Source organism: Bacillus cereus group sp. BfR-BA-01309, from assembly GCF_022664315.1.
Taxonomy (GTDB): domain Bacteria; phylum Bacillota; class Bacilli; order Bacillales; family Bacillaceae_G; genus Bacillus_A; species Bacillus_A mobilis.
Genome location: NZ_JAKUHE010000011.1, coordinates 118,364 through 136,601, shown reverse-complemented (window position 1 = coordinate 136,601; position 18,238 = coordinate 118,364). Strand labels below are relative to the sequence as shown.

The following is an 18,238-nucleotide window of genomic DNA, read 5'->3' as shown; positions in this document are numbered from 1 at the left end:
AAGATCTAGCAGCCTTTTTATTATAATTTTTTATGTTCATTTTTATTCGTAACACCGAGATGTTCTTGTAGTGTTGTCGAAATGTTATTGACGCTTTTTTCGTTTGGAACGTAATAATAAATACCGTCTATATATTTATCAGTACCTTCTACTTGCATTTTGTCCATTTTTAAATTGGAATCCATTGAATTCTTGGCAATGGTCATCATATCATCAAAAGTTAAGTTTGTTTTTAAGTCTTTATCAACAGCGTCTAGTAGACCACCGATTTTATTAATGGAATTAAGCGATAATGCTTTTTGAGCAATGGCTTCTAAAACAAGTTGTTGTCGTTGACCGCGCATATAATCACTGTCGATATGACGAGTTCTAGCTAGTGCTAATGCTTCTTCTCCATTTAAATGTTGACGTCCTTTTTTCAGATGAATGGCATCTGCTTCGTCTTTACTATTTTGTTCCGTAAACTCAACCGGAACATCGACAGTAATACCACCAAGGGAGTCGACAATTTTAATAAATGATTTAAAGTTGAATTTTACATAGTAATCAACTGGAACATCTAAAAAGTTCTCTACGGTATCAATCGTGCTGTCTACACCACCGAATACGTGCGCGTGTGTAATTTTATCGTATTTATCACGTGATTTAATGAAGACACGTGAGTCACGTGGAATACTGACAAGTTTAACAGATTTGTCGTTTTTATTAATTGTTGCAAGTAATAGCGCATCCGTGCGAGTTGCTTTTCCGTAATTCTTATCCCTAATCTCACTTTCATCAACACCCATAATAAGTACGGAAATGTTGTCAGTCATAGGTTTCACGGCTTTTTCACGTTTGCTGGATTTGTCCCCGCGGCCCAGTTCAGAATAAGCATTATTTAATACAGACTTTGCTTTACTGTATATATGGAAGGAATAGCCCCCTGCTCCAAGTGCTATAATCAGTAATGGAATAAGCAGGAACCAAAGGAGGCGTTTTTTCTTTGAGCGTCCTTTTTTGGCTCGAGTATCTTTGTTCATATCGGATTTCATCATTTTTTCTCCTTTAAAACTATCAAAGTATATACGTCTAGAAGCACATTCAAACAAATAAAAAATATTGTACGCTAAATAAAAGCGATTGTACATGTATAAAAAATAGATGTCTTGATTATTTATAAAGACATCTATTCGTTATTGTATACAAAAGATAGGGATAAGAAAATGATAAAATTTTACCTGATTACAACATAATGCTTACAATAATTGCAGATAAAATGCTAACGAGAGTAGCTCCATATAGTAATTTAAGGCCAAATCTGGCAACGACATTTCCTTGTTCTTCGTTTAGCCCTTTTACCGCACCTGAAATAATGCCGATAGAAGAAAAGTTGGCAAAAGAAACGAGGAAAACAGAAATAATACCAACTGTACGGGGAGAAAGGCTATTAGAAATTTTACTAAGGTCCATCATTGCTACAAATTCATTTGTTACAAGCTTCGTTGCCATAATGCTACCAGCTGTGACAATTTCAGAACTTGGTACACCGATAAGGAATGCAATAGGCGCAAAGACGTACCCAATTAATTGCTGGAAAGTAATGCCGAATATAATGAGGAATAGGTCATTTATGCAACTCATTAATGCGACGAATCCGATGAGCATTGCACCGACAACGATTGCTACGCGAAAACCATCTAGAATGTATTCTCCAAGCATTTCAAAAAAGCTTTGCTTTTCTCCTTTAATTTCTAAAATATCCTCGTCATCTTTCACATCGTAAGGGTTAATGATGAGTACGATAATAAACCCGCTAAATAAATTGAGAACGAGTGCGGTTACTACATATTTAGGCTCGATCATTGTCATATAGGCACCTACGATAGACATAGATACGGTTGACATGGCAGAAGCGCAAAGTGTATAAAGGCGGTGTTTTGGAATTTGAGCTAATTGCTTTTTTACCGTAATAAATACTTCAGATTGGCCGACAATGGCAGAGGCGATAGCGTTGTAAGATTCTAATTTCCCAAGGCCATTTATTTTACTAAGGAAGTAACCGATCCAATGAATAAAAAATGGTAGTATTTTGAAATGTTGTAGTATACCAATTAAGACGGAAATGAAGACGATTGGTAATAATACAGTAAGGAAAAATGGCATTTCACCTTCATTGGTAAGCCCCCCAAATACGAAGTTTATACCATCAGCGGCATACTCGAGTAGCTTTGTAAACAGACTGGAAATGACCCGAATAAGTATGAGACCGATTTCTGTATTTAATAATAAATAGGTTAAAATTAACTGTATAATAAGCATGATGAAAATTGGTTTAAATTTAATATGTTTCTTATTGTTGCTAGCAATATAAGCAAGGAAGAAAACAACGATAAGTCCCACGAAAAAAGTAATAAATTTCATAGTAAGCCCCCTAAAAGAGATATTCTGCTATATATGTTTTTCATTTCAAGGGAGAATATGCATCTTTGGTAAAGAAAGGAATAGAGAGAGCATGAATATATGTAGAGTGCACCACGTTGCAATTATTTGTTCGAATTATGAAGCGTCAAAGGATTTTTATACTCGGATATTAGGTTTTAAAGCGATAAATGAAGTATATAGAAAGGAACGAGGTTCTTATAAGTTAGATTTATGTGTAGGGGAAGAGTATCAAATTGAATTATTTTCATTTCCAAGTCCGCCTGAGCGCCCAAGTTTCCCGGAAGCGGCTGGACTTAGACATTTAGCATTTGCTGTTACAAATATAGGAGAAGCTGTGAAACATTTAAATGAATGTGGTGTAGAGACTGAATCGATACGCATGGATGAAATAACCGGAAAAAAATTCATCTTTTTCCAGGACCCTGATGGACTACCTTTAGAATTGTATGAGGTTTGAAATTGGTGAATTTTATATAGGGTTGCTTTTGCGTAAATGAAGAAACTAAAGTGAAACTTCTTTTTTAAAGGAGGTGTAACTTTAGCTAAGAAAGCTAAAGGGCATATGTGGATATTTTAAAATTGCTGATGGTAGTCATTCTTATTGCATTAACAGGTTTTTTTGTAGCTGTTGAGTTTGCAATTATTAAGGTGCGTAGCAGTCGTATTGATCAACTCGTTAGTGAAAAACGAAGAGGAGCATTGGCAGCTAAAAAAGTAACTTCAAATTTAGATGAGTATTTATCAGCATGTCAGTTAGGTATTACAATTACTGCTTTAGGACTTGGGTGGTTAGGCGAGCCGACTATAAAACATTTACTCGAGCCGTTGTTTTTAAAACTACATTTATCTCCTGCAATTGCAAGTACAGTTTCGTTTATTATTGCCTTTGCAGTGATTACGTTTTTACATGTTGTCATTGGTGAACTTGCCCCGAAGACGCTCGCTATACAAAGGGCAGAGCAAGTTAGCTTATTATTATCGAAGCCAATTATTTACTTTTACCGAGTAATGTATCCGTTTATTTGGGCTTTAAATGGTTCAGCAAGGCTTGTAACAGGTTTATTCGGATTACATCCGGCTTCTGAACATGAAGTAGCTCATTCGGAGGAAGAATTACGATTAATCTTATCTGAGAGTTATGAGAGTGGAGAGATTAATCAAAGGGAATTTAAATATGTAAATAATATTTTTGAATTTGATAATAGAGTCGCAAAGGAAATTATGGTACCTCGTACGGAAGTTGTAGGTTTATATGAGGACGAATCATTTGAAACACATATTAAAATAATCGCACAAGAAAAATATACGAGGTATCCCGTATTTGGTGAAGATAAAGATGAAATTATTGGGATGGTTAATGTAAAGGATTTATTTATTCGTTATATGGATGGTAATCGAGATGAGGAGTGCTCGATTACGCCGTATACAAGGCCAGTTATTGAAGTACTAGAAAATATTCCTATACATGATTTGCTATTACAAATGCAAAGAAAACGAATTCCATTAGCTGTATTATATGATGAATATGGTGGTACAGCGGGGATTGTTACATTAGAAGATATTTTAGAAGAAATTGTTGGAGAAATCCGAGATGAATATGATGAAGACGAGCACCCGCCTATAGAGCATATAAGTGAAGGGTGTAAAATCGTAGAGGGAAAAGTGCTTATTAGTGAAGTGAATGATTTATTTGGCATACACTTAATTGCTGATGATGTAGATACAATTGGTGGCTGGATTATGGTACAAAAGCAAGTCGTTGCTGAAGGAGATGTTATTGAAAAACACGGCTTTTCTTTTAAAGTTCTCGAAAAGGATATGCATCAAATTAAACGAGTGGAAATAAAGAAGGTAGAAGAATGATTTTCTATAAATTGTTATCCCGCTATTTGTGGGCAGTAAGACCCCTACCTCAAAATGTAGCGAAAGCGAAGAAGTTAGGTGGGGATGAACAAAATCCCCACTGATTAAGGTTTCAATTTATAAAAGGTATATATAGAAAAATAAATGTTTGCGCTTTCAAAAGAGGTGCTATATAGTGAAGGTGGATACTGAAAAATTCTTCTGAATGATACTCGTATTTTTAGATGGCGAATTTTTTAGACAAGGATTTAGAATGAAAAGCATAGGTGATGAAAATGATAGCAACGAAGGATATACGTATAGAAAAAGATTTTTTAGGTGAAAAGGAAGTACCGAGTGTAGCTTATTATGGTGTACAAACATTACGTGCTGTTGAAAACTTCCCGATTACAGGATATCGCATTCATCCGTCACTCATTACGGCAATGGCAATTGTGAAAAAAGCGGCGGCACTTGCAAATATGGATACTGGTTACTTAGCTAAAGACATTGGACATGAAATTGCAGAAGCAGCGCAAGAAATTGTTGATGGAAAATTCCATGATCAATTTATCGTGGATCCGATCCAAGGCGGTGCTGGAACTTCTATTAATATGAATACAAATGAAGTAATCGCTAATCGAGCGTTAGAACGTATGGGTTATGAAAAAGGCGAGTATGCAAAGATTAGCCCAAACACGCATGTGAATATGGCTCAATCCACGAATGATGCGTTTCCAACGGGAATTCATATTGCAACTCTTATGATGTTAGAAGAACTTCTTATTACAATGGAAGAACTTCATGCTGCTTTCCGTGCAAAAGCAAAAGAGTTTGATCACGTCATTAAAATGGGACGTACACATTTACAAGATGCTGTTCCGATTCGTCTTGGACAAGAATTTGAAGCGTATAGCCGCGTGCTTGAGCGTGATATAAAAAGAATTAAACAGTCTCGCCAACATTTATATGAAGTGAACATGGGGGCGACAGCTGTTGGTACGGGATTAAATGCAAACCCTACGTACATTGAACAAGTGGTTAAACACTTGCGAACATTTAGCGGATTCCCACTTGTTGGTGCAGAGCATTTAGTTGATGCAACGCAAAACACAGATGCATACACAGAAGTATCTGCAGCATTAAAAGTATGTATGATGAATATGTCTAAAATTGCGAATGACCTTCGTATTATGGCATCTGGTCCACGTGTTGGATTGGCGGAAATTCAATTACCAGCTCGTCAACCAGGTTCGTCTATTATGCCAGGGAAAGTAAATCCTGTTATGGCAGAAGTAATTAATCAAGTTGCTTTCCAAGTAATTGGTAATGATCATACAATTTGCTTAGCATCAGAAGCAGGACAATTAGAGTTAAACGTAATGGAGCCTGTACTCGTATTTAATTTAATTCAATCTATTAGTATTATGAATAACGGATTCCGTGTATTCCGTGAATATTGTATTAAAGGAATTACAGCAAATGAAGAATTGCTGAAGCAATATGTAGAGAAGAGTGTTGGAATTATTACGGCAGTTAACCCTCATATTGGTTATGAAGCAGCATCTCGTATTGCACGTGAGGCAATTGAAACAGGAAAATCTGTTAGGGAGTTATGCTTAGAACATGGTGTACTGACAGAAGAAGAATTGGATATTATTTTAGATCCATTCGAAATGACGCATCCTGAAATTGCTGGTGCTTCTTTACTAAAGAATAAGAAGATGTAATGTGAAAAAACACCGATCCATTTGGATCGGTGTTTTATTTTTAAAAGATATTAAATACAGAGTTCAATTGAAGTAAGCTAATAATAGCTAAGAAGATTAAACTGTATTTCATTGCTGTTTTAAATAGGGCAGATTCTTTACCAACTAGTCCAACTGCTGCACAAGCAACTGCTACAGATTGTGGTGAAACCATTTTTGCCATTGTACCACCTACTACGTTTAATGCAACAAGTGTAGAAGGAACGATGTTTAATTGATCTGCAGTTACTGCTTGAAGCGGTGCGAATAATGAACCACTTGATACTACTGATCCTGTAATGAATACGCCAATCCATCCTAAGATTGGAGAGAGAACTGGGAATGCATTACCAGTAGAAGAAAATGCAAGTCCAAGTGTAGATGACATACCAGAGTAGTTCTCTACGTAAGCTAAAGCGATAACGCTACAGATTGTATATACTGGAGCTTTTAGTTCTTTCATTGTTTCCACTACTAATTCTTTAACCATTTTACCTTTTACACGGTACACGATAAGTGAAACGATAATCGCTAATACGATTGCAGTAGTTGTAGATGAGAATACATCAAATTTGAAAACAGCTGCGAAAGGTGTATCAGCTTTTGTAATAGGTGTAGTTTTCATAACAGCATTATGAAGACCAGGGAATTGAATGTTAAATACTAAGTTCGCTAGTGCGCCATCCGGAGCAAATAAAGCTTTAATTGGTTTTAAATTAAAGATTGTTACGAATGCAGTTAAGAATACGAATGGAGACCAAGCATATAAAATTTGATTGAATGTATGAGATACTTTTTCTTCTTGTTTTTCTTCTTTAGTAGAAGATTTTGGCTGCCAAACACGTAAGAATAATGCAAGAGAGATCATACTTACAACGGCTGCGAAAATATTAGTAAGTTCTGCACCTAAGAAGTAAGTTACAAGGAACTGAGTAACCGCGAAAGAAACACCACTTACAAGAATACCTTGCCAAGTTTCTTTAATACCTTTAATTCCATCAACCATTGATACAAGTAAGAAAGGTAAAACAATACTAATGAAAGGTAAAATAAGAACAGTTTGACGACCGATAGTTAATGCATCTAGTTCAGTTAATTGTGCTGGCACTGTAACTGGGATACCCATAGCACCCATAGCACCACCAGCGATGTTTGCTACTAAACAAATACCAGCTGCTTTTAATGGATTAAAGCCCATACCTACCAGTAATGCAGCTGTAATAGCAACTGGAACCCCTAGACCAGCTGCGCCTTCTAAGAAAGCACCGAAAGAATAAGCGATTAATAATACTTGTAAACGTTGGTCATTTGTAATGCTTGAAATACTATCACGAATGACATTGAATTGCTCTGTTTTAACAGTTAATTTGTAAAGGAAAATTGCTGCGATAACGATAGTACAAATTGGATAAAATCCAGATAAAACACCGAATCCGGCAGATGCTACAGCTACAGTTGCTGGCATTTTATAAACGAATATAGCAAGAATAATAGCGACAATCACACTGTAAAGGCCAGCCATGTAACTTTTCATTTTCAGTCCCATTAAACAAATGATGAAGCAGAAAATTGGAAGTGCTGCGATTAGTGCAGATAACCAAATATTGTTTAATGGGTCATAAATTTGTGTCCAAGTACTCATAATAATGACAACTCCTATCTATTTTATGTGAAGAAATTCACATTATTTGTGAAACAATTCACAATCAACTTACATGCTTAGTATATTCTCCTTCAACACTATTGTCAACGTAAAAAAGTATAATTATTCCATAATAGTGTTAAAAGAAATACTTTGTTCATAAAGTAGACAAAAAGCACACTCGAATCTATTTGAGTGTGCTTTATAAAGTAAAGCTTTATCCCGCATTCGCCAAAATTTGAAATATGATTCATATTATCCACTAATAGCAGGATAAATTATTTGCATATTCTTTTCTTTTATTTGTTTCTATATTATTGATCCTACAGCTCTATAGTAGAGGCCGTCTTTGTATCAAATATGAAAGGATGGTGTAATTCTTAAGATTTGATAGGGAGCACAGACTGTCCCATTTGATCAAGTCAGAAAGGGACAGTAAATGCATTTAATAGGAAGTATTCCATCACAGTTCAAGCTATTGAACACGAATTAAAAGGCAATAAGTTAATTTTTTTTGGTACGGTATCTTTTTTACTGAAAATTCCTTTTAGTGTAACAAAGAGGTTAAATATACTCCAACTACTTTACGAAAGGTTATCAATTATAGATGATATTTTACGATATTATTACTACACGTTGCAATGAGGTGAAAATATAACAAAAAGCCTGATAAAACAACGTTTACAAGCAAAGTATTTGCAGCCCGTTGTTTTGCTTTTTCGTTATATCATATAGTATAATATTCAAAATCAGCAAGGATTATTTCCTGAGTTCTTTGCTGGTTAAGATGGAAAAAATTTTCGGCTTTATAAGTTGATAAAGTTATGTCGTAACAGGAAATATAAGAACAGATATATAAATAAATAAAAAGAAAATAAAAACGAAAATGAGGGGAACTTTATGAGCCAAAATCAATTCGAATGTCGTATTTCAGAAGAAGATGTACAAATGTTAAGAGCGTTAGCGCATCCGTTACGTTTACGCCTAGTAATGGAACTAATGCAACGTGGAACTTGTAATGTAACACAATTACAGGAAGTGTTAGAAATTCCACAATCAACGGTTTCGCAACATTTAACGAAATTAAAACAAAATAAAGTAGTGCGCTTTGAAAGACGAGGACTAGAAGTGTATTATCAAATTCATAATGATAAAGTAAGTGAAGTTGTAAAAACATTATTTTCTTAAAATTTGAATATTATGGAAAAAGACGTGTGGGATATACGTCTTTTTTTTATTTGTCAGAAAGGTAATAGGAGAGAAAATGTTAGCATGAAAGGAAGAAAAGGCTATCCATTAAAATGCTGCTATATGGAATATATTCTAAAGGGGAAAGAAAAGATAGAAAGGAGTGTAGTAAGTAAAAGGAGGAATAGTAGTATGGATGTAAAACGTGTGAAACAAATTTTATCTTCTTCAAGTAGAATTGACGTTACATATGAGGGCGTCCCAGTATGGATTGAGAGCTGTGACGAGCAGAGTGGAGTTGCTCAAGTGTATGATGTATCTAATCCTGGAGAAAGCGTTCACGTGAACGTGACGGCTTTAGAGGAGAAATGATAAAAAAGACGCTTCTAATTTTAGAAGCGTCTTTTCGAGTGTTATTCCATCATACTCGAAACTTTTTTAGAGAAGAGAAGGAGTACAAGTCCTAAGACGATAACAATGATACCGATACTTGCAAATACTTCAAGGTAGCCTAATGATTGTGTAAAGGAAGCAAGTTTACCTGCTAACCAGTTAGCCATACCCGTACCAGCTAACCATACCCCCATTAGTAATGATGCTAATTTTACAGGAGCGATTGCACTTACCATTGATAGACCGATTGGTGATAAGAATAACTCACCAATTGTATGGAAGAGATAAGTGATAACGATGAATAATAAGTTCGCTTTTACAGTTATATCTGCTTCACTACTTCCAGTTTTTAGAACTGCTAATGTTAAAACAAGGTAACCTATACCTAGTAAAATCATACCTAATGCCATTTTTGTTGGTACTTTTAAATCACCGCGTTTTGTTTTAGAAAGTTTTAACCATAGCATAGATACGAATGGTGCAAGTAGTACGATGAATGCTGGGTTAACTGATTGGAACCAAGATGTTGGAACTTCCCAACCGAAAATTGTACGATCAACAAATTTATTTGTATAAAGTGTTAGAGAACTACCAGCTTGTTCAAATCCTGCCCAGAAGAACACTACGAAACAAGTTAAAATTACAATTGCCCAAGTACGATTTTTCTCTTGTTTTGTTAAAGGTTTCTTTTCAACTGCAGGTTGATTTTTTGACTTTTTACCGACAACTGTTGTTCCTGCTTTACCAAGGTAACGAGGAGCTAATAAGTTGAAAACAATTTGTCCAATAATCATACCGATACAAGCTGCTAAGAATCCGTATTTATATCCCATTACAATAACGCCATTAGCGCTTGTTTTAAAGAAATCTTCTGCTAAAAATCCACAAATAAGTGGAGCAAAGAAAGCACCTACGTTTATACCCATATAGAAGATAGTAAATGCACTGTCACGACGTGAATCATTTTCACCATACAATTCACCTAACAGTGTAGAAATATTTGGTTTGAAGAATCCATTACCAATAACTAATAGTATTAATCCAAGGAATAGTCCTGTTTTTGTATTCATTGAAAATAGTACAAAGTTACCGATTGCCATAATAATTCCGCCGAGAGTAATGGCATGACGTCTTGTGATATAGTGATCCGTTAGCCATCCGCCTATAATTGGCATGAAATATACTGCCGCTGTAAAAGTACCATATAATTGCACTGCGACTGCCTTATCAAATCCTAACCCACCACTAACAGCAGCAGTTGTTAAATAAAGAACTAAAAGGCCACGCATTCCATAATAACTAAATCTTTCCCACATTTCTGTTAAGAACAACAAGTACAACCCTGGTGGATGTTTTTTTGGTGATTGTTGCTCTCCAGCTTTGTCTAATTTTAAAGCTGCATCCATTTTTGTTTCCCCCTAATCCTGTATAACGGATATTTATGTAATCATTTTAATTTACAAAATATTTAGAAGTCAATAGAATTATATGGAAATAGAAAGAAAATTTCTAAAAAGGTTCTATTTTTTCTTCGACCGTTACTGTATTTTGCCCTGAAAACGAGATGATAAGCGTTTTCAAATGTAATAATTGAATTCTAAAAGAAAATAAAATAGTGATTAATCAGAAAATTTAGATTAAAATATTTATTCTGATATAGAGAAAATATATTTTATTTACTTTTATAATATAACATATTGGGAATAAAAATACAAAATGAAATAATGTGACATTTAAGTGAATTGAAAAAACAACTCCCTCTGTTGGAGGGAGTTGTTTTATTTAGCAAAGCGTGTTTCGATATCATCTAATAGTAGGTTAGCAGCCATTACACCACCAGCTGTATTCCAAATAACATCGTCAACTTTGTATGCTTTATTATTTTTCACTGCATTTAAATTTTTAAATAGAGGATCATTGATATATTCTTTTTCTAATTCAGAACCTTTTTTCTCGTTGCCTTTATCGAATGTGAAGTAGAATAATACATCGCCATCCATTGCTGAAATACGTTCTTTAGAAACGTTACGTTCTGCAAAGTCCTCTTTATTTTGATCACCAGGACGTTTAAACCCAAGTTCTTTTAAAATAACACCAGAGAATGTATCACCGTGATAAATACGAACATCGCCAGGCATGAAGCGAACCATAGAGATTTCTTGATTTACTTTATCGCCTAGTTTAGCTTTTAATTCTTTCATACTTTTATCGTAATCAGCTAAAACCTTTTGACCTTCTTTTTCTTTATTTAATGCTTTTGCATAAAATTTGAAGTTATCTTTCCATTCACCACGTAGCGTTTCAGAGAACACAGTAGGTGCAATTGCTGTTAGTTGCTCGTACACTTTTTCGTGACGCATTTTGTTACCGATAATTAAGTCTGGTTTTAAAGATGCGATTGTTTCCACGTTCACTTGTCCTTCATCACCAACAACTTTTACATCTTTCATTTTATCTTTAATATGTGGATACCATGGATCACCAGTCCAAGATTTTACAGCCCCAACTGGTTTCACACCTAGTTCAAGTAAAGCTTCAGTTCCTTCATTTGTTAAAATAACTACACGTTTTGGATTCGCAGGAACTTCTGTTTTACCCATTGCATGTTCAACCGTAATCATTTCTTTTTTCGTATCTTCTTTTGTTTCCTCTTTCGTATTTGATTTTCCACAAGCACTTAAAAGTAATGAAAAGGCTAGTAAAAGTACAAATACTGTAAACGGTTTCTTTCGTGTTAAATTCATTATGTACCCCCTACATACTGAGAAGTTTTTTCAATAGCAAGCATGATAATAATACTTCATGGTCCAATTGTCAATGAAAATAATTCTCAATATCGTTGACAATGAGAATTAAGTTGAAATACACTTACAACGTATCATTATACATTGAAGGGGAAACGCTGCATGTTATTAAAAACAAATCAAGCAAAATGGATTGGATTATTTGTTGGAATCATTGCGGTTGTTATTTGTATTTGGGGAAGTATTATTTTCGGATATACAAATACGAGCTGGAAATTAGCGTTAGATGCTTTTTTTCATTTTAATGGTTCTAATGAACATATTATTATTCAAAATGTGCGTCTACCAAGGGCATTAATTGCAGCTAGTGTTGGTGCTAGTTTAGCCATTGCAGGTTGCCTTATGCAAACTTTAACGAAGAATCCACTTGCTTCTCCAGATTTTATTGGATTAAATTCAGGTGCTGCGTTTTTCATAGTTGTAGCAATTGTTATTTTTTCCGTGACATCATTATCAGCTTTCACATGGATTGCCTTTTTAGGGGCAGCAATTGCAGCTGTGCTTGTATTTGCTTCTAGTTCTTTAGGAAAAGAAGGGACGACGCCTCTTAAGTTAACATTAGCAGGGGTCGCAATTAGTGCGTTATTTTCATCATTAACACAAGGGTTACTGGTGTTAAATGAAAAAGCGCTTGAAGAGGTATTATTTTGGCTTGCCGGATCTGTGCAAGGAAGAAAGTTAGAAATTTTACAATCTGTATTGCCGTATTTATTAGTAGGCTGGATCGCATCTCTTATGATGGCAGGGAAAGTAAATACATTAATGATGGGGGAAGACGTTGCAAAAGGACTTGGACAACGAACGATTTTAATGAAATCATTCGTACTACTTATTATTGTCCTGTTGTCTGGTGGCTCAGTTGCGGTCGCTGGTCCAATTGGATTTATTGGTATTGTTACCCCGCATTTTGCCAGATTTCTAGTTGGAGTAGATCATAGGTGGAGAGTACCGTATAGCGGGTTGTTAGGTGCAATACTATTAATCTTAGCTGATATAGCAGCAAGATATGTCATTATGCCACAAGAAGTACCAGTAGGGGTTATGACAGCATTTATCGGGGCCCCATTCTTTATTTATATTGCACGTAAGAGAGGGCTTAGCAAATGAAGAAGTATATTCCGTTTCGTATAGGAAAAGGCGGGCTCTCGTTTTTAATGTATAAACGAGCTTGTCTCGTCTTATTCAGTTTACTAGTTGTTTTAATAGGATTATTTTTTGCGAGTGCAGGTATGGGAGACATGAAAATTGCTCCTTATGATGTATGGCAAGCGATTACTGGCAATGGCGATGCGATGTCAAATATGGTTGTAAATAAGTTTCGTATGCCGCGTATTTTGATTGCGATCCTTGTAGGAATCGCACTTGCTGTAGCAGGATGTATTTTACAAGGCCTCGTTCGAAATCCACTGGCTTCACCTGATATCATCGGGATTACAGGTGGTGCGAGTGTCGCAGTTGTATTATTTTTAGCTCTATTTAGTGATAAAAATAATGCGCTAACTGTAAGCATTCATTATATGCCGTTAGCAGCCTTTGCTGGAGCTACAATTGTAGCGCTTTTTGTATATTTATTCGCATGGAGAAATGATGGGTTATCACCGATTAGTCTTGTTTTAATTGGTGTTGGTTTTTGGGCATTGACGAAAGCAGCAACGACTTTGTTTATGTTGTTAGCGCCAATTTATCAAGCGAGCCAAGCGAATGTATGGATTACAGGTACTGTTTACGGTTCTTCATGGCAAAACGTTATGGTACTTGCGCCGTGGGTTCTCATTTTAACGATAATATCATTTATAGCTGCTAGACATTTAAATGCTCAGGAGCTAGGGGATGATATTGCGGTAGGACTTGGTGTTCCTTTAACGAAGTCACGCGTATTCATGTTATTACTGAGTACAGCTTTAATTGGTGGAGCAGTTGCTTTCGCCGGAGGAATTGGATTTGTCGGTTTAATGGCGCCTCATATTTCACGAAGACTAGTTGGTTCTTTATACGGTGCATTACTCCCAGTTGCGGCGATTGTTGGTGCAATTTTAGTACTTGCTGCAGATTTAATTGGGCGTACAGTTTTCACACCACTTGAAATTCCAGCAGGGGTATTTACATCAGCAATTGGTGCACCTTATTTTATTTATTTACTTTATAAAAGTCGGAATTCATAAAGGGAGATGAATATGCAAAAAGCATTAGAGACGAAACGTTTGACGCTGTCTTATGGTGAAACAATTATTATTGATGAGTTGAATTTAGAAATTCCAAAAGGCGAAATTACAATTTTTATCGGTTCTAACGGTTGCGGGAAATCAACTTTATTACGTTCACTAGCTAGATTATTAAAGCCAACAGCTGGTGACATTTTGTTAGATAATCAAGCCATTCAAAGTATGCAAACGAAGCAAATCGCTCGTCAAATGGCCATTTTACCGCAAGGACCACAAGCACCAGAAGGGCTTACAGTATTGCAACTTGTAAAACAAGGTCGTTATCCATATCAAACGTGGCTGAAGCAATGGTCAGAAAAAGATGAGGAAATGGTACAAAAAGCACTTGCAGCAACAGGTATGACAGAGTTTGCTGAGCGTGATGTGCATGCTCTTTCAGGTGGACAACGTCAACGTGCTTGGATTGCAATGACGCTTGCACAAGATACCGATATTATTTTACTGGATGAGCCTACTACATATTTAGATATGACTCACCAAATTGAAGTGCTAGATTTATTATTCGAATTAAATGAAACAGAACAAAGAACAATTGTTATGGTATTACACGATTTAAATTTAGCATGCCGCTATGCAGACAATATTGTAGCCATTCAAGATAAACAAATATATGCACAAGGTAAGCCGGAAGAAGTAGTAGATGAGAAGCTAGTACGTGATGTATTCCGAATGGAGTGTCAAATCAGTACGGATCCATTATTTGGGACGCCACTTTGTATCCCACATGGAAAAGGAAGACGTGTACGGAAAGAGGTTGCTCAAGTAATGAGATAATGAAAAAAGACGATGAGGATTCATCGTCTTTTTTATTTTTTACAAGAAAATAAGAGGAAGAGGGGAATTCGTAAACGTCGTTCATATTCTTCTTTGCTCTGAAAAAAATTTTGATTTGGTGTAGCTTCTTTTATATTTGTAATCGTAAATCCAGCTTGTTGTAATAATGTAAAATATTCTTCCGTTGTACGATGATATTTAATAACTTCTTGATCAATCCAAGGTTCAACGCGTTTTCCCATTTTAAAATAATCATCGACGAGCCAGCTTGTTCTTTTTCCGCTCGTTTGCAAGCTTTCAAATGAAGAAGTAATAACAGGGTGTTGAACACTAAAAGTAAAGGTTCCATTTGTTTTTAAAGCTTCGTACACGTTTTGAAAAATGATAGGAAGATGTTCAATATAATGTAAGGCGAGTCTAGACGTTACTAAATCAAAAGTAGCAGGAGGGTATGTGTAGTCTTTGAGGTTTAAACAATGGACGGTTCCATTTTTATTTTCTAGTTGTTTTTTAGCTTTTTCATACATAAGTTCGGAGCCTTCAATACCAGTGTAACAGTGGCAGCCATTCTCTAATAATTCCTCACCAAACTTGGCGTCACCGCAGCCTAAATCGAGGATTTTCTTTCCTTTTACATCACCAATGAGTTGAAAGAAGGCTGGTTTTTCAAGTGATTCATTTGGGCTATTTTCTCGGTATCTTCGTTTCATATATTGTTCAAAAAATGCTTCGTTATTATATACATCAGATTCAGTAAATGCCATGATTGAAGCCCCCTTAAATATTTTTTTTATTCTACCAAATATGAAAAGTAAATGATAGATTTCTTGTAATGAATCATATATAATCTAGAATTGTAAGCGGTTACTTTAAACTATTTTTCTATAATAAATTCTGAAAACGTGTTAAGCTAGTAGAGGGATTATTAGAACTATTAAGACAATAATTCGCTTACATGAACGATGGGAGGCTTCACAATGTCTAGTAAAACACTTGCGAAATTTTTAGAAGAAAATTTAGAGGATTTAAAATCAAAGGGGCTTTATAACGTAATTGATCCGCTTGAGAGTTCAAATGGACCGATCATTACAATTGGCGGAAAAGAATATATTAACTTATCTTCAAACAACTATCTTGGATTAGCAACAGATAGCCGTTTGCAAGAAGCAGCAATTGGTGCTATTCATAAGTACGGCGTTGGAGCAGGAGCTGTTCGTACAATTAACGGTACTTTAGATTTGCATATTAAATTAGAAGAAACAATTGCAAAGTTTAAACATACAGAAGCAGCGATTGCTTACCAATCAGGATTTAACTGTAATATGGCAGCGATTTCAGCCGTTATGGATAAAAATGATGCGATTCTTTCAGATGAATTAAACCATGCTTCTATCATTGATGGTAGTCGTCTATCAAGAGCGAAAATCATCGTTTATAAGCATTCTGATATGGAAGATTTACGCCAAAAAGCAATCGCGGCGAAAGAATCAGGTCTTTACAATAAATTAATGGTAATTACAGACGGTGTCTTCTCAATGGATGGAGATGTTGCAAAACTACCAGAAATTGTTGAGATTGCAGAAGAATTAGATTTAATGACATACGTAGATGATGCACACGGTTCAGGTGTACTTGGTAAAGGTGCAGGAACTGTAAAACACTTCGGTCTGTCTGATAAAGTTGATTTCCAAATTGGTACATTATCAAAAGCAATTGGGGTAATTGGTGGATATGTAGCAGGGAAACAAAACTTAATTGACTGGTTAAAAGTTCGTTCACGTCCATTCTTATTCTCTACAGCATTAACACCAGCTGATGCAGCAGCTTGCATGAGATCAATTGAAATCTTAATGGAAAGCACAGAGTTGCACGATCGTTTATGGGAAAACGGTCGCTATTTAAAACAAGGGTTAAAAGAACTTGGCTTTAATATCGGGGAAAGTGAAACGCCAATTACACCTTGTATTATTGGTGACGAAGTATTAACACAAGAATTTAGTAAACGTCTAAATGAAGAAGGCGTATATGCAAAATCTATTGTGTTCCCAACTGTAGCAAAAGGAACAGGACGCGTTCGTAATATGCCTACAGCAGCTCATACGAAAGAAATGTTAGATGAAGCAATTCGTAAGTATGAAAAAGTAGGGAAAGAAATGGGCATCATTTAAGTAACGACATCTTTTGAATAGCTTGCAAATGAGGAGTGGGGAAAATGAAAAAAATTCTAGTAACCGGTTCTTTAGGGCAAATTGGTTCTGAACTAGTAATGAAACTTCGTGATGTATACGGTGCATCAAATATTATTGCAACAGATATTCGTGAAACAGATAGTGAAGTAGTAACGTCTGGTCCATTTGAAACGTTAGATGTAACAGATGGACAAAAACTACATGATATTGCAAAGCGTAATGAAGTAGATACAATTATTCATTTAGCAGCTTTACTTTCAGCAACAGCAGAAAAAAATCCGTTATTTGCTTGGAATTTAAATATGGGTGGACTTGTAAATGCATTAGAAGCAGCTCGTGAATTAAACTGTAAGTTTTTCACACCAAGTTCTATCGGTGCATTCGGTCCATCAACGCCGAAAGATAATACGCCACAAGATACAATTCAGCGTCCTACTACGATGTATGGGGTAAACAAAGTAGCAGGAGAATTACTATGTGATTATTATCATCAAAAGTTTGGCGTGGATACGCGCGGTGTACGTTTCCCAGGTTTAATTTCTTACGTAGCTCCTCCAGGAGGCGGAACAACTGACTATGCAGTTGAAATTTATTATGAGGCGATTAAAAAAGGCACATACACCTCATACATTGCAGAAGGAACATACATGGATATGATGTATATGCCAGATGCTTTACAAGCGATCATTTCATTAATGGAAGCTGATCCAAGTAAACTTGTGCATAGAAACGCGTTCAATATTACAGCAATGAGCTTTGAGCCAGAGCAAATCGCAGCATCAATTCGTAAACACATCCCGACGTTTACAATGGATTACGCTGTAGATCCTGCTCGTCAAACAATCGCTGATAGCTGGCCAAACTCTATTGATGCAACAGCAGCAATGAACGAGTGGGGCTTTAAAGCAGAATACGATTTAGACAAAATGACAACCGACATGTTGGCTAAGTTAAAAAAAAAGCTCACAGCTGAGTTAGTGATGAATTAATAGTAAGGGTCGATTCTTAGGAG

16 protein-coding genes are annotated in these 18,238 nt (G+C 35.7%); 10 read left to right on the top strand and 6 right to left on the bottom strand.

Annotation, left to right across the window (positions count from 1 at the left end; genetic code table 11):
* Positions 1-20: 20 nt before the first annotated feature.
* Together MR115_RS20755 and MR115_RS20750 are read right to left on the bottom strand one after the other, a co-directional pair.
* Positions 21-1,037 carry an LCP family protein gene (locus MR115_RS20755; protein WP_063261606.1) on the bottom strand — a complete coding sequence of 339 codons (1,017 nt, stop codon included), beginning with the start codon at positions 1,035-1,037 and terminating at the stop codon, positions 21-23.
* A 187-nt stretch (positions 1,038-1,224) separates the two neighbouring features.
* Entirely contained in the window at positions 1,225-2,403 is a 1,179-nt protein-coding gene (locus MR115_RS20750; RefSeq protein ID WP_242242618.1) for a NupC/NupG family nucleoside CNT transporter, read from the bottom strand.
* Positions 2,404-2,494: 91 nt separating this feature from the next.
* Here MR115_RS20750 and gloA2 point away from each other — a divergent pair, with 91 nt between their 5' ends.
* From gloA2 to aspA, 3 genes are all read left to right on the top strand, one after another.
* Positions 2,495-2,881 carry an SMU1112c/YaeR family gloxylase I-like metalloprotein gene (gene gloA2 / locus MR115_RS20745; RefSeq protein ID WP_242242617.1) on the top strand — a complete coding sequence of 129 codons (387 nt, stop codon included), beginning with the start codon at positions 2,495-2,497 and terminating at the stop codon, positions 2,879-2,881.
* A 107-nt stretch (positions 2,882-2,988) separates the two neighbouring features.
* Positions 2,989-4,287 (top strand): hemolysin family protein, encoded by a 1,299-nt coding sequence (locus tag MR115_RS20740; protein WP_097820156.1) that lies wholly within the window; start codon positions 2,989-2,991, stop codon positions 4,285-4,287.
* A gap of 275 nt (positions 4,288-4,562) precedes the next feature.
* Entirely contained in the window at positions 4,563-5,996 is a 1,434-nt protein-coding gene (aspA, locus tag MR115_RS20735) for an aspartate ammonia-lyase (protein ID WP_000562161.1), read from the top strand.
* A gap of 40 nt (positions 5,997-6,036) precedes the next feature.
* Here the strand turns inward: aspA and MR115_RS20730 are convergent, their stop codons facing one another.
* Positions 6,037-7,656 (bottom strand): L-lactate permease, encoded by a 1,620-nt coding sequence (locus MR115_RS20730; protein WP_063261601.1) that lies wholly within the window; start codon positions 7,654-7,656, stop codon positions 6,037-6,039.
* A 900-nt stretch (positions 7,657-8,556) separates the two neighbouring features.
* Here MR115_RS20730 and MR115_RS20725 point away from each other — a divergent pair.
* Both MR115_RS20725 and MR115_RS20720 read left to right on the top strand, forming a co-directional pair.
* Entirely contained in the window at positions 8,557-8,844 is a 288-nt protein-coding gene (locus MR115_RS20725) for an ArsR/SmtB family transcription factor (protein WP_000081429.1), read from the top strand.
* Between the two features lie 192 nt (positions 8,845-9,036).
* On the top strand, positions 9,037-9,216 hold the full coding sequence (locus MR115_RS20720) for an acid-soluble spore protein H (protein ID WP_000382683.1): 180 nt from the start codon (positions 9,037-9,039) through the stop codon (positions 9,214-9,216).
* Positions 9,217-9,257: 41 nt separating this feature from the next.
* Here the strand turns inward: MR115_RS20720 and MR115_RS20715 are convergent, their stop codons facing one another.
* The gene (locus tag MR115_RS20715; RefSeq protein WP_242242616.1) at positions 9,258-10,643 is read right to left on the bottom strand and encodes a peptide MFS transporter; all 1,386 of its coding nucleotides are present in this window, start codon (positions 10,641-10,643) and stop codon (positions 9,258-9,260) included.
* A gap of 372 nt (positions 10,644-11,015) precedes the next feature.
* Positions 11,016-11,981, bottom strand: a complete 966-nt coding sequence (locus tag MR115_RS20710) for an ABC transporter substrate-binding protein (protein WP_242242615.1) — start codon at positions 11,979-11,981, stop codon at positions 11,016-11,018.
* 162 nt (positions 11,982-12,143) lie between these two features.
* On the opposite strand from MR115_RS20710, the gene MR115_RS20705 reads away from it, so the two are divergent.
* From MR115_RS20705 to MR115_RS20695, 3 genes are read left to right on the top strand one after another with little or no spacing between them, the layout of a single operon-like run.
* A complete protein-coding gene (locus MR115_RS20705; RefSeq protein WP_242242614.1) occupies positions 12,144-13,148 on the top strand; it encodes a FecCD family ABC transporter permease in 1,005 nt (334 codons plus the stop codon).
* Positions 13,145-14,203 (top strand): FecCD family ABC transporter permease, encoded by a 1,059-nt coding sequence (locus tag MR115_RS20700; protein ID WP_063261597.1) that lies wholly within the window; start codon positions 13,145-13,147, stop codon positions 14,201-14,203. Before MR115_RS20705 ends, MR115_RS20700 begins: the two co-directional genes overlap by 4 nt.
* A 12-nt stretch (positions 14,204-14,215) precedes the next feature.
* Complete coding sequence (locus tag MR115_RS20695) at positions 14,216-15,037, top strand: ABC transporter ATP-binding protein (RefSeq protein WP_017560402.1); 822 nt, start codon at positions 14,216-14,218, stop codon at positions 15,035-15,037.
* 32 nt (positions 15,038-15,069) lie between these two features.
* Here MR115_RS20695 and MR115_RS20690 read toward each other — a convergent pair whose 3' ends face one another.
* Complete coding sequence (locus MR115_RS20690) at positions 15,070-15,801, bottom strand: class I SAM-dependent methyltransferase (protein WP_242242613.1); 732 nt, start codon at positions 15,799-15,801, stop codon at positions 15,070-15,072.
* 213 nt (positions 15,802-16,014) lie between these two features.
* Between MR115_RS20690 and MR115_RS20685 the strand changes: the two genes are divergently transcribed.
* Together MR115_RS20685 and MR115_RS20680 are read left to right on the top strand one after the other, a co-directional pair.
* On the top strand, positions 16,015-17,205 hold the full coding sequence (locus tag MR115_RS20685; protein ID WP_000095914.1) for a glycine C-acetyltransferase: 1,191 nt from the start codon (positions 16,015-16,017) through the stop codon (positions 17,203-17,205).
* 44 nt (positions 17,206-17,249) lie between these two features.
* The gene (locus MR115_RS20680; protein WP_000723117.1) at positions 17,250-18,215 is read left to right on the top strand and encodes an L-threonine 3-dehydrogenase; all 966 of its coding nucleotides are present in this window, start codon (positions 17,250-17,252) and stop codon (positions 18,213-18,215) included.
* Positions 18,216-18,238 lie beyond the last annotated feature (23 nt).